This is a genomic window from Pseudomonas fluorescens, assembly GCF_003732425.1.
Classification (GTDB): Bacteria; Pseudomonadota; Gammaproteobacteria; order Pseudomonadales; family Pseudomonadaceae; genus Aquipseudomonas; species Aquipseudomonas fluorescens_BE.
The window spans coordinates 96,432-111,850 of the sequence record NZ_MOBX01000003.1 but is presented as its reverse complement, the minus strand read 5'-3'; the positions used below and the strand labels follow the sequence as shown (position 1 = coordinate 111,850).

Genomic DNA, 15,419 nt, shown 5'->3' with positions numbered 1-15,419 from the left:
GGTCGCTTTGGATCGCTTTTTCCGGCTCGATATCGTTCAAACAAGCAGTCTGCACATAGCCTATGAGCATCACGGCCCTGAAAACGGTGCGCCGGTCATCCTCCTTCACGGTTTCCCCTACTCCCCCCGCGCCTTCGACGAAATCGCCCCGCCCCTCGCCGCCAAGGGTTATCGGGTAATCGTGCCGTATCTGCGTGGTTACGGCCCGACCTGTTTCAACAGCCCGGGCATGCTGCGTTCCGGCCAGCAAGCGGCGCTGGCTCAGGATCTGCTGGAGCTGATGGATGCGCTGGGTATCGAGCAAGCGACGTTGTGCGGTTATGACTGGGGTGGTCGGGCGGCGTGCATTGTGGCGGCGCTGTTTCCTGAGCGGGTGCGCGGGTTGGTGACGGGCGATGGCTACAACCTGCAGGACATTCCGAATTCGATCCACCCGCTGGATCCTGCGAGCGAGCATCGCTACTGGTATCAGTACTACTTCCACACGCCTCGTGGCGTTGAAGGGCTGACGCAGAATCGTCGGGTGCTTTGCGAGTTGCTGTGGCAGTTGTGGTCGCCGACCTGGGCGCGGAACGCCGAGCGTTATCCGTTGAGTGCGCCGGCGTTCGATAACCCGGATTTCGTCGAGGTGGTGATTCACTCTTATCGCCATCGCTTCATGTATGCGCCGGGCGATCCGGCGCTGGAGGGGATGGAGCAGGCGCTCGAGAAACAACCAGCGATCAGCGTTCCGACGATTTCGCTGTGCGGTGCTGATGATGGTGTGGGCCCGGCGTCGGATGACGACGAAGATGCGCACCACTTCACCGGGCCTTATGAGCGGCGAGTTCTGGCGGGCGTCGGGCATAACATTCCCGAGGAAGCTCCTGAACAAACCCTCAAGGCATTACTGGATCTGTTGCAGCGCTGACCGAAAACCGCTCCCGATAAGCCTGCGGCGTCACGCCAATCGCCCGCAGGAAACTGCGCCGCAACGTTTCTTCACTGCCAAACCCGCAATTGGCGGCGATGCGTTTCACCGGCAGGCCAGTATCACTGAGCAAGCGCCGGGCGGTTTCGACGCGGATCAGCTCAATCGCCCGCGCCGGGGTCTGGCCGGTGTCGGCGCGATAATGGCGGACAAAACTGCGTTCGCTCATCCCAGCCTGCTCGGCGAGGGTCGGCACGCCAAGATCGCAGGTCAGGTTTTCGGCGATCCACGCATGCAGTTCATCAAACCGGTTGCCCTGATTCTGCAGTGACAGGGTCACGCTGAATTGCGATTGCCCACCCGGGCGTTTGAGGAACACCACGAGATGGCGGGCGACGTCCAGAGCGATGTCGCTGCCCAGGTCCTCTTCAACCATGGCCAAGGCCAGATCGATGCCGGCCGTAACCCCCGCCGAGGTCCACACCGGGCCGTCATTGATGAAAATCGGATTGGCCTCGACGTGCAAATTCGGATGCTGCTGCGCCAGTTGCTCGCAGCGGGTCCAGTGAGTAACCACGCGCCGGCCGTCGAGCCAGCCACTGGCCGCCAGCAGAAACGCGCCGGTGCAGACCGAGGCCACGCGCCGACATTTGCCGGCATGCTCGCGCACCCAATCCACCAACAGCACATCTTCGGCCGCCGGATAAATGCCCCAGCCGCCAGCGATGATCAATGTATCGCTGGGCGCTTCGGGCAACGGTTCGGCCAACACCGCCAGCCCCGCCGACGACATCACCGCCCCGCCGCCGCTGGCGATCACGCTCGGCGCATAAGGCATCGGCAAACCGCGCTGGCGGGCGATGTCGTTGGCCGAGGCGAACACCTGCAACGGGCCAGTAACGTCGAGGATCTGCATGTTGGCGAACGCGAGTACGTGGATGGCTTTGGGCATTTGGCGTAATTCGTGGGGTGATTGGCGTATGCGCCAGAACCTACGCGCCTACAGTGAAGCCGTCCACCCCTTTTCATGGAGTAAGAACGATGACGTTGCAGATCGGTTTTCTGTTGTTTCCGCAGGTTCAGCAACTCGACCTGACCGGGCCGTACGACGTGCTCGCCTCGTTGCCGGGCGTGCAGGTGCATCTGATCTGGAAGGATCTGATGCCAGTCACCGCCAGCACTGGTCTGTTGTTGAAACCGACTACGACGTTCGAGGATTGCCCGGATCTGGATGTGATCTGCGTGCCCGGCGGTGGTGGCGTCGGGGCGTTGATGGAAGACGAGGTGACGCTGGACTTCATCAAGCGTCAGGCCGCGCAGGCGCGGTATGTGACATCGGTGTGCACCGGCTCGCTGGTGCTCGGCGCAGCGGGTTTGCTGAAGGGCAAACGAGCGACCACGCACTGGTCCTATCACGATCTGTTGCCGACACTGGGAGCGATCGCGGTGAAGGATCGGGTGGTGCGTGACGGCAATCTGTTTACCGGCGGCGGGATCACCGCGGGGATTGATTTTGCCTTGGTGTTGGCTGAAGAGTTGGTGGGTGTCGACGCGGCGCAACTGATCCAGTTGCAATTGGAATATGCCCCGGCGCCGCCATTCAATTCGGGCAGCCCGGAGACTGCGCCGGGTGCGATTGTCGATGAAGCTCGTCTGCGGGCGGCGCCATCGCTGAAGTTGCGCACGGAAATTACCGAGCGCGCGGCAGCGAAACTCAACTTGCACTAGATCCAATCCCTACACAAATCCCCTGTGGGAGCGAGCCTGCTCGCGAAGACGGCGGATCAGTCGACATCAATGTTGTCTGACCGACCGCTTTCGCGAGCAGGCTCGCTCCCACAATGGGTTTTGTGTGAGGCCTCGGGCTTGTGTGCCGTCCCCACATCCCGCCTCACCCTCACTTGTCCCCACGCCCCCACCCGTGTAGAAAGCCCTTCCACAAATTTTGCACAGGGACTTTCAATGAAGGCTTTGCCATGGCTCTATCTGGCACTTCTCACCTTCGGTTACGGATGGGCGCTCAGTTACGGCCAACTCGGCTGGCTCGCGCTGATTTCCGTCGGGCTTTTATTGATCGCCGGTTTCGCCGTACGTCAGCAACAAGTGCCGTTTGCGCGCTATCTGGGTCACGGTCTGTTCATCGTTTTGGCCGTGGCTCTTGCCCTGCACTGGCTGCCGGGTTTCTACAACGGTCGGGGCATTGATCCGCAGCGTTTCACCGACAACGCTGTGCCGTTCTCGATGTACCTGAATCAGGACAAACCCCTGATTGGTTTCTGGCTGTTGCTGATCTGTCCGTGGATCGTCGCGCGGCGTTCGTTACGGCTGACGGTTTACGCCACCGCCATTGCCCTGACCTTGAGCGTGATCCTCGCCCTCGGCGGCGCGATGTTGCTGGGCATGATTGCCTGGGCGCCAAAATGGCCGGATCAGGCATGGCTGTGGGTGCTGAACAATCTGCTGCTGGTGACCTTGGTCGAGGAAGCGCTGTTTCGCGGCTACATACAAGGTGGCCTGAGCCGGCGTTTCAAGCACCTGCCCTATGGCGAAAATCTTGCTCTGCTGCTGGCCTCATCATTGTTTGGGCTGGCGCATCTCGGTGCAGGCTGGACGTGGGTGTTGCTGGCAGGTCTGGCGGGCGTCGGCTATGGTCTGGCCTACCGTTTTGGCGGGCTCGGCGCGGCGATCGCCACGCATTTCGGGCTGAACCTGCTGCATTTCGGCTTGTTCACTTATCCGATGCTCGCCGGCTGAAGCAAGCGCCGTTTTGCGACGCTGTGCTGATTATTGAAAAAAAATTTCAATAAAAAGCTGTCACCGCCGACAACCTTTCAAAGCCTTGCGGATTGAAAAACCATGCGTAACAACCAGCCCATTACACAACGCGAACGGACTTTCCCGGCTCAGCAGCGGTTGATTTCCACAACCGACGCCAAGGGCGTGATCACCTACTGCAACGACGCTTTCGTTGAAATCAGCGGGTTTTCGCGTGAGGAACTGATCCGTGCGCCGCACAACCTGGTCCGTCACCCCGACGTCCCGGCAGCGGTGTTTTCGCACATGTGGGGCACACTGAAACAAGGCTTGCCATGGATGGGCATTGTCAAGAATCGCTGCAAGACCGGTGATCATTACTGGGTTAACGCCTATGTAACACCGGTATTTGAAGGCAATCAGGTAGTCGGTTACGAGTCGGTGCGGATCAAACCCACCGCCGAACAGATCCGCCGTGCCGAAGCGCTCTACCAACGCATCAACCAAGGCAAGTCGGCGATCCCTTCCAGCGATAAATGGCTGCCGGTGTTGCAAGACTGGCTGCCGTTCATTCTGGTGAGCCAGTTGAGCTTCGTGATCGGCGCGACCCTGAACTCACAGTGGGGCTTTGCCCTGGCGGCCGGTTTGTCGGTGCCACTGGGCCTGCTGGGCCTGCAATGGCAGCAACGCGGGCTCAAGCGCCTGCTGCGCCTGGCCGAACAGACCACGTCCGATCCGTTGATCGCGCAGATGTACACCGACAGCCGTGGCGCCCAGGCGCGTCTGGAAATGTCGATCCTCAGCCAGGAAGCACGCCTGAAAACCTGCCTGACCCGTCTGCAGGACACTGCTGAACACTTGACCGATCAGGCCAAGCAGTCCGACCGACTGGCACACAGCAGCTCGACCGGCCTGGAACGTCAGCGGGTGGAAACCGAACAGGTCGCCACCGCCGTCAACCAGATGGCCGCGACCACCCAGGAAGTCGCCAGCCACGTGCAGCGCACCGCCGACGCGACTCAGGAAGCCAATCGCCTGACCGGTCGCGGTCGTGACATCGCTGGGGAAACCCGCGAAGCCATTCAGCGTCTGTCCGTCGTCGTGGGTGAAACCGGCCTGACCGTCACTCAACTGGCCAAGGACAGCGACGAAATCGGCGGCGTGGTTGACGTGATCAAAGGCATCGCCGACCAGACCAACCTGCTCGCTCTGAACGCTGCGATCGAAGCCGCGCGTGCCGGCGAGATGGGCCGTGGCTTTGCCGTGGTGGCTGACGAAGTGCGTCAACTGGCGCAACGCACCAGCGAATCGACCGGGCAGATTCACGCCCTGATCGCCAAGTTGCAGCAGACAGCTTCGAGTGCCGTGCAGACCATGGAAGCCGGGCATCGCCAGGCCGAAGAAGGTGTGGCGCGGGTGCTGGAAGCGGATCAGGCGTTGGTCGGCATCAGTGAAGCGGTGGCCAACATCACCGACATGACCACGCAGATTGCTGCGGCGACGGAAGAGCAAAGTGCGGTGGCTGAAGAGATCAGCCGCAACATCAGCAATATTTCGGAACTGGCGGATCAGACGTCGGAACAGGCGCATAACTCGGCGTTGCTGAGTGAAGAGCTGACCAAGACTGCCAATACACAGTACTCGTTGGTGGAGCGGTTTAACCGCTAAAAGCAAAAGATCGCAGCCTTCGGCAGCTCCTACAGGAACATGCATTCCAATGTAGGAGTTGCCGAAGGCTGCGATCTTTTGATCTTCAAAGCCCGGACGGCGAAAGCTTCCGGGTTTTTTGTTGCTTGTCTGAAAGTGATGGTGCTTGGCAGACCGCTTTCGCGAGCAGGCTCACTCCTACATTGGATCTGTGGTGATCACAGATTATGTGTCCGACGGCAATCCCCTGTGGGAGTGAGCCTGCTCGCGATGAGGACTTCTCTGCCAACGACGATCTCACTCAAGCAATGCAGACACTGCCTACAACTGCGCAAGAATGCGCCGACTGGTGCTTGATGAAGCCAGGCTCTATCGTTTGCCGGTCGCTACTCAACCACGCAGACCGGCCAGCATGAATACAACCCCCGCCCGAAAACCCGCAAAACAGAAAGTTCGTGATGAGCTGACATTCCATGATGTTCGACAAGCTGCGCGTGATGGTCAGAAAGTGTTCGATAAATTTGTGATCACTGGCAGGCTAACCATTACCTAGTAAATCAAAAAGATCGCAGCCTTCGGCAGCTCCTACAGGAACATGCATTCCAATGTAGGAGCTGCCGAAGGCTGCGATCTTTTGATCTTCAAAGCCCGGACGGCGAAAGCTTCCGGGTTTTTTGTTGCTTGTCTGAAGGTGATGGTGCTTGGCAGACCGCTTTCGCGAGCTGGCTCGCTCCTACATTGGATATGCGGTGGTCACAGATTATGTGTCCGACGACAATCCCTTGTGGGAGTGAGCCTGCTCGCGATGAGGCAATAACAGCCAGCGAAATTACTGAGGCAGCTTCAGTTTATCCAGCAACCGATTGACCAACAGTTCGTTGAGCATGATCACCTGTTGCAGCGCCAGCAGCGGTTTGCGCTCCGGGCCGCCGATTGAGTTGGCGATGTTACCGGCCATGGCGTGGGCGTATGAAAGCGACTAGCTCGCCTCGACCAGCAGGGTTTCGTCATCCAGCGTGGGATCAACGAGATAGACCGGGCGAAACTTGGGTGAGTTTGGCGGGGCCGCCAGGTCTTCGGGTTTGAGGTAGTAGTCGAGGGCGCGGTCGGTTGCTTCTTTGATCTTTTGCGGGCTGAGCGCGGGGTCGTGTGGGATTGGATCAGTGGCTGGAGGGTTTGGCGTGATTTTGAACATGGATGAAACTCCTATCGCAGTTTAAGGAGCCATCACTCTCGCTACCAAACGAGTGGGTGGTGGCCATACGCGGGTTGGTAGACCGGCTGCAATAGGAACCCGGCGCTCACGAGTGAGCCCCACGCATGACCACCATAAAGCGGAGCCTCTATAAGAGCCTCTACAAGGTGTTGCCACACAACTATTACAGACGGGCTACCAAACCCGATCACTGATTTGCAGTGACAGGCAAACGATATAGCCCGGCCCATAGCCGCGTAAGCCGGCGGATTCTGGCGTACGCGTAGGTAACGGCGCAAGGTGTTGTAGGTCCGGTGGCGTAACGGGTTGTGTGATTTAAACGTGATCGCGAGAAAGCGTTTACGGGCAGAAAACGCGGGCAGCTACCTTTTGTTTTGATGTTGTTCGTCAGACCGCTTTCGCGAGCAGGCTCACTCCTACATTGGATCTGTGGTGATCACAGATTTATGTGCCCGACCACAGTCCCCTGTAGGAGTGAGCCTGCTCGCGAAGAGGCCATAACAGCCAGCGAAATTACTGAGGCAGCTTCAGTTTATCCAGCAACCGATTGACCAACAGTTCGTTGAGCATGATCACCTGTTGCAGCGCCAGCAGCGGTTTGCGCTCCGGGCCGCCGATTGAGTTGGCGATGTTGCCGGCCATGGCATGGGCGTAAGAAAGCGACTCGCTCGCCTCGACCAGCAGGGTTTCTTCATCCAGCGTGGGGTCGACGAGATAGACCGGGCGAAACTTGGGCGAGTTTGGCGGGGCCGCCAGGTGTTCGGGTTTGAGGTAGTAGTCGAGGGCGCGGTCGGTTGCTTCTTTGACCTTTGTCGGGCTGAGCGCGGGGTCGTGTGGGATTGGGTCTGTGGGTGGTGGATTTGGTGTGATTTTGAACATAGATAAAGCTCCAATTTGAAAAAACGGGAGCCATCACCCTCGCTACCAAACGGCGGGTGGCGGCCATGCGCGGGTTGGTAGACCGGTCAAATTGGGTAACCCGGCGCTCACAGAGGAGCCCCACGCATGCCCACCATACAAAGCCATATCTCAAAAAAGGAGACAGCATCGACGGTGTCGCAACAACGACAATTTAAGGCGGGCTACCAAACCCGATCACTGATTTGCAGTGACAGGTAAACGATATAGCCCGACCTATAGCCGCGTAAGCCGGCGGATTCTGGCGTAGGCGTAGGTAACGGCGCAAGGTGTTGTAGGCTCGATGGCGTAACGGGTTGTGTGATTTAAACGTGCTTGCAGGATTGCGTTTACTGACAGAAAAATCCGCAAATGCCCTGTTCTTTTGATGGTGTCTGTCAGAACGCTTTCGCGAGCAGGCTCGCTCCCACATTTGGACCGGGTGCATCAGTAAGGGATTGGTCGGCTGTCAGGGCGCCATCGCTGGCAGGCCAGCTCCCACAATGGGTTGAGTACATTCTTTTAGGGATTGGTTGGATGTCAGGACGCCATCGCGAGCAGGCTCACTCCTACAGTTGGATCGGGTGCATTCAGTTGGGAATTGGCCGGGTGTCAGGGCGCCATCGCGAGCAGGCTCACTCCTACAGTTGGATCGGGTGCATTCAGTTGGGAATTGGCCGGCTGTCAGGCCGCCATCGCGAGCAGGCTCACTCCTACAGTTGGATTGGGTGCATTCAGTTGGGAATTGGTCGGCTGTCAGGCCGCCATCGCGAGCAGGCTCACTCCTACAGTTGGATCGGGTGCATTCAGTTGGGAATTGGTTGGATGTCAGGACGCCATCGCGAGCAGGCTCACTCCTACAGTTGGGTTGGGTGCATTCAGTTGGGAATTGGTCGGCTGTCAGGGCGCCATCGCGAGCAGGCTCACGCCTACAAGTGGATCGCGTGCGATCTGCAAGAGATTGGTCGGCTGTCAGGCCGCCATCGCTGGCAGGCCAGCTCCCACAGAAAAGCAAAAGCAGGAGCAGCGCCCACCTAACATCGCTTCTGCTCCTCACCACTCAACAGGATGAGCGTTAGCTCGGCTGCAGCTTTTGATCTTGATCCACGGGCGACGTCGGAAGGCTGAGTGGAGGGATTGATCCGGGGGTGGGAGCGCAGCGACCGTTTGGCGCAGCCAAACACAGCGAGAGGAGGTGCAGCGAAGCAAACCGTAGGCGCTGCGCCCGGATCGATACCGGAGCGAAGGGACCCCGAGCCCCAGCGAGCGGGCCGCACGTAGGAGCAAGCCTTTTTGGTTACTTTTTCGGCGTCTGGAAAAAGTGACCCGCCGTAAGGGCGGAACCCTAAGTGGCCGTTACCGCAGCAATGGATATGTACCCAAAACGAAGAACTGCAGCGCATCCAAGATCCATCCCCCTCACCCCAGCCCCCTCCCCCATAGGGGCGAGGGGAAAGGGAGACGATCTTTATGCAGTTCGGAGTCTCGGTGAATCCTTGAGAAACGCGGCCACCTGCTGCGCAGCGCTAGCCAAATGCTGCTCATGCGTAAACCCGGAAACCTTCAACGGCTTCAAATCATGATCCCCGGCCACCAGCCAAAACATCTTGATACTCGGCGATAACGCATACGCCTCAACCGCCTCACGATTACCCAGCGCATCCCGCTCCCCCTGCACAATCAAAGTCCGCGCCTGCAAAGAAGCCAAATGCTCAACCCGCGGCTTCTCCGGCTTCCCCACCGCATAAAACGGATACCCCAGACACACCAACGCATCAGCCCCCAACTCATCAGCCAGCAGACTCGCCATCCGCCCGCCCATCGACTTCCCGCCAATGGCCAAAACCCCAGTGACATGACGCCGCACCTCGGCATACACCTCACGCCAACATTCCTGCAATTTCGCTGCAGGATTCGGCGGACGCTTCACCCCATCCACCCGCCGCTGCGCCATATAAGGAAACTCAAACCGCAACACATTCACCCCAAGCCCGGCAAGGCGCCCAGCCATATCAGTCATCCACTCGCTATCCATCGGCGCACCAGCACCGTGGGCGAGGATCAACGTCGCGGAAGCGTCACCACTGGCGGCGTCCCAAAGCCATCCATGATCGAGCACACACTGCGCCCATTGATCCCCGTCAATACTGGCCTTGTGCTGTTTGTCCATGCTTGCCTCGCTTTTAGTCTGCCTATAACTCCAGACGAAGGATTCGCGGCGTTCTCGCGCGCGCTCACTTCGGCTGAACCGTGGATGGGGAACCATGAACACTTCTATCAGTACCGCCTACAACTACAAGGTGGTCCGCCAATTCGCCATTATGACGGTGGTGTGGGGCATCGTCGGCATGGGCCTCGGGGTTTTTCTCGCGGCTCAATTGGTCTGGCCCGAACTCAACTTCAATTTGCCCTGGACCAGTTTCGGCCGTCTGCGCCCGCTGCACACCAACGCGGTGATCTTCGCGTTTGGTGGCTGTGCGCTGTTCGCCAGTTCGTTCTACTCGGTGCAACGCACCTGCCAGACTCAGCTGTTTGCGCCGAAAATCGCCGCATTCTGCTTCTGGGGCTGGCAACTGGTGATCCTGTTGGCGGCCATCAGCCTGCCACTGGGTTACACCAGTTCCAAGGAATACGCCGAGCTGGAATGGCCGATCGACATCCTGATCACCATCGTCTGGGTCGCGTACGCCATCGTGTTCTTCGGCACGATCATGCAGCGCAAGACCAAGCACATTTATGTCGGTAACTGGTTCTTCGGCGCGTTCATCATCACCGTGGCGATTCTGCACATCGTCAACAACCTTGAGTTGCCGGTGAGTTTCACCAAGTCCTACTCGGTGTATGCCGGTGCGACCGACGCGATGGTGCAATGGTGGTACGGACACAACGCCGTAGGCTTTTTCCTCACCGCCGGTTTCCTCGGGATGATGTACTACTTCGTGCCGAAACAGGCCGAGCGTCCGGTGTATTCGTATCGCTTGTCGATCGTGCACTTCTGGGCCTTGATCACCCTGTACATCTGGGCCGGCCCGCACCACTTGCACTACACCGCGCTGCCGGACTGGGCACAGTCGCTGGGCATGGTGATGTCGCTGATTCTGCTGGCACCGAGCTGGGGCGGCATGATCAACGGCATGATGACCCTCTCGGGCGCGTGGCATAAGTTGCGCAGCGACCCGATCCTGCGTTTCCTCGTGGTGTCGCTGGCGTTCTACGGCATGTCGACCTTCGAAGGTCCGATGATGGCGATCAAGACCGTCAACGCCCTCTCCCACTACACCGACTGGACCATTGGCCACGTACACGCCGGCGCCCTCGGCTGGGTGGCGATGATTTCCATCGGCGCGCTGTACCACATGATCCCGAAAGTCTTCGGCAAAGCGCAGATGCACAGCGTCGGCTTGATCAACGCGCACTTCTGGCTCGCCACCATCGGCACCGTGCTCTACATCGCCTCGATGTGGGTCAACGGCATCGCCCAGGGCCTGATGTGGCGCGCGGTCAACGAGGACGGCACGCTGACCTACTCCTTCGTCGAAACCCTGGTGGCCAGCCACCCAGGCTTCGTCGTGCGGCTGATTGGTGGGGCGATCTTCCTCAGCGGCATGTTCCTGATGGCTTACAACACCTGGCGCACCGTACGGGCCTCGCAGCCTGCTGACGTCGTTGCTGCCGCGCAGATGGCCTGAGGAGTCCGCCATGAAACACGAAACGATTGAAAAGAACGTCGGCCTGTTGATGTTGCTCATGGTGTTCGCCGTGAGCATCGGCGGCCTGACCCAGATCGTCCCGCTGTTCTTCCAGGACGTCACCAACAAACCGGTGGAAGGCATGAAGCCCTACACCGCGCTGCAACTGGAAGGCCGCGACATTTACATCCGCGAAGGCTGCGTCGGTTGCCACTCGCAGATGATCCGGCCGTTCCGTGCCGAAACCGAGCGCTACGGGCACTACTCGGTGGCCGGCGAAAGCGTCTGGGATCACCCGTTCCTGTGGGGTTCGAAGCGTACCGGTCCGGACCTCGCCCGGGTCGGCGCACGCTACTCGGATGACTGGCACCGCGCGCATTTGTACAACCCGCGCAACGTCGTACCGGAGTCGAAAATGCCGGCCTATCCGTGGCTGGTCACGCAAGCGGTCGACAGCAGCCACACCGAAACCAAGCTCAAGACCATGCGCACCCTCGGCGTGCCGTACACCGACGACGACATCAGCGGCGCGGTGGCCAGCCTCAAGGGTAAGACCGAAATGGACGCCCTCGTTTCTTACCTGCAAGTGCTCGGCACTGCGATCAAGAGCAAGAGGTGAGCACGATGATCATTGAAATGAGTGCAGGCCTGATTCGCGGCCTCGGTACGGTCGTGGTGTTCGTCGCCTTCGTCGGTTTGACCTTGTGGGTTTTCAATCGCAAGCGCACCCCGGAGTTTGCCGAAGCGCGTCTGCTGCCGTTCGCCGACGAGCCGCAACCCGACACTACCCCCGCAACTGAAACAAGGAGTACCCGGCCATGACCACCTTCTGGAGTACGTGGATCTGCGTACTGACCATCGGCAGCCTGATCGGCCTGACCTGGCTGCTGATCGGCACGCGTCGGGGCGAGACCAAGGGCAGCGTCGACCAGACCATGGGACACAGCTTCGATGGCATCGAGGAGTACGACAACCCGTTGCCGCAGTGGTGGTTCATGCTGTTCGCCGGCACGCTGGTGTTTTCCGTGGGCTATCTGATCCTGTATCCGGGGCTGGGCAACTGGAAAGGTGTCCTGCCGGGTTACGAGGACGGCTGGACCGGCGTTCACGAGTGGGAAAAGGAGATGAACAAGGCGGATGCCAGGTTCGGGCCGATCTTCGCCAAATTCGCCGCCATGCCGGTGGAAGAAGTGGCGAAGGATCCGCAGGCGCTGAAAATGGGTGGTCGGCTGTTCGCGTCCAACTGCTCGGTGTGCCACGGCTCCGACGCCAAAGGCGCGTTCGGCTTCCCTAACCTGGCCGACAGCGACTGGCGCTGGGGCGGCGACGCCAACACCATCAAGACCACCATCATGGGTGGCCGGATGGCGGCGATGCCGGCGTGGGGCGAAGTGCTTGGTGAAGCCGGGGTGAAGAACGTCGCGGCGTACGTGCGTCACGAACTGGCCGGCCTGCCGCTGCCGGCCGACAGCAAGGCTGACCTGCAAGCAGGACAGCAAGCGTTCAGCACCACTTGCGTAGCCTGTCATGGGGCAACCGGCCACGGCACTGAAGCCATGGGTGCGCCGAATCTGACGCACCCGGCCGGGTTTATCTATGGCACCAGCCTGACTCAGCTTGAACAGACTATCCGCCATGGTCGCCAGGGTCACATGCCGGCGCAGAACGAGCTGTTGGGTAACGATAAAGTGCAATTGCTGGCAGCTTATGTGTACAGCCTGAGCAATGGATTGAATACAGAAAAACTGATTACTGAAGACAACAAAAAGTAATTATTGCGTACACCTCTGCCGCACCATTCTCGGTGCGGCAGATCCCCGCCCCTTTGCGACGCATTGTCGCACCCCTTTACACCCTCTCCTTTCGGTTCCTCGGATTCGGGTCTACGCTTGGTCGATGCGGACTGGCTCGTGCCGGTTCCAGGTCAACGCTAACCGCTGTGTTCTTCGAACCGGCTGACTGACGTGGCCGAAAAGGCCGGTAGATACCGGCTGTCGTGCCATTTGCCGTCCGTCACCCGAACAGGCCGTTTGAACACACCCCGTTACGCACGATCTGAACCCCTCGCTTTTTTCGTCCGCTGCGACATTTTGTCCGAGGCCAATTTTGACCTTACGCGGCGCATGGAAAGGCCGCAGAATCAGCGTTGGAAAGCATTGACCCAGGTCATGGCGCGTTGCAATGACCCCCTGCTCTCTGCATACTTGCGGCCGATTTTAATCCTAATAAAACACCCAAACCGTGGAACCTTAGAATGAGCACAGCAATCAGTCCGACTGCTTATAACTATAAGGTAGTCCGCCAGTTCGCCATCATGACGGTGGTCTGGGGGATCCTTGGCATGGGGCTCGGTGTCTTCATCGCCTCGCAACTGGTTTGGCCGGAGTTGAACTTCGGTCTGCCGTGGACGAGCTTTGGACGCCTGCGCCCGTTGCACACAAACCTGGTGATTTTCGCCTTCGGTGGTTGTGCACTGTTTGCCACTTCCTACTATGTCGTGCAGCGAACCTGCCAGACGCGACTGATTTCCGACAGCCTCGCGGCCTTCACCTTCTGGGGCTGGCAAGCGGTGATCGTCGGCGCGATCATTACCTTGCCGCTGGGTTACACGACCACCAAGGAGTACGCGGAACTGGAATGGCCGATCGCAATTTTGCTGGCCATTGTCTGGGTCACCTACGGTCTGGTGTTCTTCGGCACCATCACCAAGCGCAAAACCAAGCACATCTATGTCGGTAACTGGTTCTACGGCGCGTTCATTGTCGTGACCGCGATGCTGCACATCGTCAACCACATGTCGCTGCCGGTGAACCTGTTCAAGTCTTACTCCGCCTACTCGGGTGCGACCGACGCGATGATCCAGTGGTGGTACGGCCACAACGCCGTGGGCTTCTTCCTGACCACCGGTTTCCTCGGGATGATGTACTACTTCGTGCCGAAACAGGCCGAACGTCCGATCTACTCTTATCGTCTGTCGATCGTGCACTTCTGGGCGCTGATCACCCTGTACATCTGGGCCGGCCCGCACCACCTGCACTACACCGCACTGCCGGATTGGGCACAGTCGCTGGGCATGGCGATGTCGATCATCCTCCTGGCGCCAAGCTGGGGCGGCATGATCAACGGCATGATGACCCTGTCGGGCGCCTGGCATAAGCTGCGCACCGACCCGATCCTGCGTTTCCTCGTGGTTTCGCTGGCGTTCTACGGCATGTCGACCTTCGAAGGTCCGATGATGGCGATCAAGACCGTCAACTCGCTCTCGCACTACACCGACTGGACCATCGGCCACGTACACGCCGGCGCTCTCGGCTGGGTGGCGATGATCTCGATCGGCGCGATCTACCACATGATCCCGAAACTGTTCGGCCGTGCGCAGATGCACAGCGTTGGCCTGATCAACGCGCACTTCTGGCTGGCGACCATCGGCACCGTGCTGTACATCGCTTCGATGTGGGTCAACGGCATCACTCAGGGCCTGATGTGGCGTGCAATCAACGACGACGGCACCCTCACCTACTCGTTCGTTGAAGCGCTGCAGGCCAGCCACCCGGGCTACATCGTCCGTGCGCTGGGCGGTGCTTTCTTCGCCAGCGGCATGTTCCTGATGGCTTACAACGTCTGGCGCACCGTGCGCGCCTCAAACCCGGCTGAAGCCGAAGCCGCTGCCCAGATCGCTGTCGTTGGAGCTCACTGATGAAGCATGAAGCTGTCGAGAAGAATATTGGCCTGCTGGCCTTCTTCATGGTCATCGCCGTCAGCGTTGGCGGCCTGACCCAAATCGTTCCGCTGTTTTTCCAGGACGTCACCAACAAGCCGGTCGAAGGCATGAAGCCGCGTTCGGCGCTGGAACTGGAAGGCCGCGACGTCTACATCGCCAACGGTTGTGTCGGCTGCCACTCGCAGATGATCCGTCCGTTCCGCGCCGAAACCGAACGCTATGGGCACTACTCGGTGGCCGGTGAAAGCGTCTGGGATCACCCGTTCCTGTGGGGCTCCAAACGCACCGGGCCGGACCTGGCCCGTGTCGGCGGTCGTTACTCCGATGACTGGCAACGTGCGCACTTGTACAACCCGCGCAACGTGGTGCCTGAGTCGAAAATGCCGGCTTACCCGTTCCTCGTGGAAAACAAGCTCGACGGCAAGGAAACCGCCAAGAAAATGGAGGTTTTGCGCACCCTCGGCGTCCCTTACACCGACGAAGACATCGCCGGTGCACAGGATGCCGTGAAGGGCAAAACCGAAATGGACGCGCTGGTGGCCTATCTGCAAGGCCTGGGCACCATCATCAAAAGCAAACGGTGAT

The 15,419-nt window shown here is 59.5% G+C and carries 13 protein-coding genes and 1 pseudogene; 10 read left to right on the top strand and 4 right to left on the bottom strand.

Going from position 1 to position 15,419, the window contains the following annotated elements; translation table 11 throughout:
* Positions 1-7 precede the first annotated feature (7 nt).
* Positions 8-910 carry an alpha/beta fold hydrolase gene (locus tag BK670_RS03305; protein WP_123448589.1) on the top strand — a complete coding sequence of 301 codons (903 nt, stop codon included), beginning with the start codon at positions 8-10 and terminating at the stop codon, positions 908-910.
* Here the strand turns inward: BK670_RS03305 and BK670_RS03300 are convergent.
* Complete coding sequence (locus tag BK670_RS03300) at positions 879-1,862, bottom strand: GlxA family transcriptional regulator (RefSeq protein WP_123448588.1); 984 nt, start codon at positions 1,860-1,862, stop codon at positions 879-881. The two genes, BK670_RS03305 and BK670_RS03300, sit on opposite strands and share 32 nt — an antisense overlap.
* Positions 1,863-1,951: 89 nt before the next feature.
* Here BK670_RS03300 and inhA point away from each other — a divergent pair, with 89 nt between their 5' ends.
* From inhA to BK670_RS03285, 3 genes are all read left to right on the top strand, one after another.
* The gene (gene inhA / locus BK670_RS03295) at positions 1,952-2,638 is read left to right on the top strand and encodes an isonitrile hydratase (RefSeq protein ID WP_123448587.1); all 687 of its coding nucleotides are present in this window, start codon (positions 1,952-1,954) and stop codon (positions 2,636-2,638) included.
* A 234-nt stretch (positions 2,639-2,872) separates the two neighbouring features.
* A complete protein-coding gene (locus tag BK670_RS03290) occupies positions 2,873-3,664 on the top strand; it encodes a CPBP family intramembrane glutamic endopeptidase (RefSeq protein ID WP_123448586.1) in 792 nt (263 codons plus the stop codon).
* A 102-nt stretch (positions 3,665-3,766) separates the two neighbouring features.
* Positions 3,767-5,332 (top strand): methyl-accepting chemotaxis protein, encoded by a 1,566-nt coding sequence (locus tag BK670_RS03285; protein WP_123448585.1) that lies wholly within the window; start codon positions 3,767-3,769, stop codon positions 5,330-5,332.
* Between the two features lie 808 nt (positions 5,333-6,140).
* Here BK670_RS03285 and BK670_RS03275 read toward each other — a convergent pair.
* The 3 genes and pseudogenes from BK670_RS03275 to BK670_RS03265 all read right to left on the bottom strand — a co-directional run bounded on the left by BK670_RS03275 (position 6,141) and on the right by BK670_RS03265 (position 9,594).
* A pseudogene (locus BK670_RS03275) lies at positions 6,141-6,506 on the bottom strand (DUF6124 family protein).
* A gap of 534 nt (positions 6,507-7,040) precedes the next feature.
* Entirely contained in the window at positions 7,041-7,406 is a 366-nt protein-coding gene (locus tag BK670_RS03270; RefSeq protein ID WP_123448584.1) for a DUF6124 family protein, read from the bottom strand.
* A 1,486-nt stretch (positions 7,407-8,892) separates the two neighbouring features.
* Complete coding sequence (locus BK670_RS03265; RefSeq protein WP_123448583.1) at positions 8,893-9,594, bottom strand: alpha/beta family hydrolase; 702 nt, start codon at positions 9,592-9,594, stop codon at positions 8,893-8,895.
* A gap of 94 nt (positions 9,595-9,688) precedes the next feature.
* Here BK670_RS03265 and ccoN (BK670_RS03260) point away from each other — a divergent pair, with 94 nt between their 5' ends.
* The 6 genes from ccoN (BK670_RS03260) (at position 9,689) to ccoO (BK670_RS03235) (ending at position 15,418) form a co-directional block, all read left to right on the top strand.
* On the top strand, positions 9,689-11,113 hold the full coding sequence (ccoN, locus tag BK670_RS03260) for a cytochrome-c oxidase, cbb3-type subunit I (RefSeq protein WP_123448582.1): 1,425 nt from the start codon (positions 9,689-9,691) through the stop codon (positions 11,111-11,113).
* A 10-nt stretch (positions 11,114-11,123) separates the two neighbouring features.
* Entirely contained in the window at positions 11,124-11,732 is a 609-nt protein-coding gene (gene ccoO / locus BK670_RS03255) for a cytochrome-c oxidase, cbb3-type subunit II (RefSeq protein ID WP_003223389.1), read from the top strand.
* A 5-nt stretch (positions 11,733-11,737) separates the two neighbouring features.
* Positions 11,738-11,935 carry a cbb3-type cytochrome oxidase subunit 3 gene (locus tag BK670_RS03250; protein ID WP_123449182.1) on the top strand — a complete coding sequence of 66 codons (198 nt, stop codon included), beginning with the start codon at positions 11,738-11,740 and terminating at the stop codon, positions 11,933-11,935.
* Positions 11,932-12,885 carry a cytochrome-c oxidase, cbb3-type subunit III gene (gene ccoP / locus BK670_RS03245; protein ID WP_123448581.1) on the top strand — a complete coding sequence of 318 codons (954 nt, stop codon included), beginning with the start codon at positions 11,932-11,934 and terminating at the stop codon, positions 12,883-12,885. Before BK670_RS03250 ends, ccoP begins: the two co-directional genes overlap by 4 nt.
* 482 nt (positions 12,886-13,367) lie before the next feature.
* Entirely contained in the window at positions 13,368-14,810 is a 1,443-nt protein-coding gene (ccoN, locus tag BK670_RS03240) for a cytochrome-c oxidase, cbb3-type subunit I (protein WP_122607306.1), read from the top strand.
* Positions 14,810-15,418 carry a cytochrome-c oxidase, cbb3-type subunit II gene (gene ccoO, locus BK670_RS03235; protein WP_007917161.1) on the top strand — a complete coding sequence of 203 codons (609 nt, stop codon included), beginning with the start codon at positions 14,810-14,812 and terminating at the stop codon, positions 15,416-15,418. The genes ccoN (BK670_RS03240) and ccoO (BK670_RS03235) overlap by 1 nt, the downstream gene beginning before the upstream one ends.
* Position 15,419 lies beyond the last annotated feature (1 nt).

Excerpts from the sequence above, each read along its gene's own strand:
- ccoO (WP_007917161.1), top strand. The coding sequence starts at position 14,810 with ATGAAGCATGAAGCTGTCGAGAAGAATATTGGCCTGCTGGCCTTCTTC.
- BK670_RS03250 (WP_123449182.1), top strand. The coding sequence starts at position 11,738 with ATGATCATTGAAATGAGTGCAGGCCTGATTCGCGGCCTCGGTACGGTC.
- ccoP (WP_123448581.1), top strand. The coding sequence starts at position 11,932 with ATGACCACCTTCTGGAGTACGTGGATCTGCGTACTGACCATCGGCAGC.
- BK670_RS03265 (WP_123448583.1), bottom strand. The coding sequence starts at position 9,594 with ATGGACAAACAGCACAAGGCCAGTATTGACGGGGATCAATGGGCGCAG.
- BK670_RS03270 (WP_123448584.1), bottom strand. The coding sequence starts at position 7,406 with ATGTTCAAAATCACACCAAATCCACCACCCACAGACCCAATCCCACAC.
- BK670_RS03300 (WP_123448588.1), bottom strand. The coding sequence starts at position 1,862 with ATGCCCAAAGCCATCCACGTACTCGCGTTCGCCAACATGCAGATCCTC.
- BK670_RS03285 (WP_123448585.1), top strand. The coding sequence starts at position 3,767 with ATGCGTAACAACCAGCCCATTACACAACGCGAACGGACTTTCCCGGCT.
- BK670_RS03290 (WP_123448586.1), top strand. The coding sequence starts at position 2,873 with ATGAAGGCTTTGCCATGGCTCTATCTGGCACTTCTCACCTTCGGTTAC.
- ccoO (WP_003223389.1), top strand. The coding sequence starts at position 11,124 with ATGAAACACGAAACGATTGAAAAGAACGTCGGCCTGTTGATGTTGCTC.
- inhA (WP_123448587.1), top strand. The coding sequence starts at position 1,952 with ATGACGTTGCAGATCGGTTTTCTGTTGTTTCCGCAGGTTCAGCAACTC.
- ccoN (WP_123448582.1), top strand. The coding sequence starts at position 9,689 with ATGAACACTTCTATCAGTACCGCCTACAACTACAAGGTGGTCCGCCAA.
- ccoN (WP_122607306.1), top strand. The coding sequence starts at position 13,368 with ATGAGCACAGCAATCAGTCCGACTGCTTATAACTATAAGGTAGTCCGC.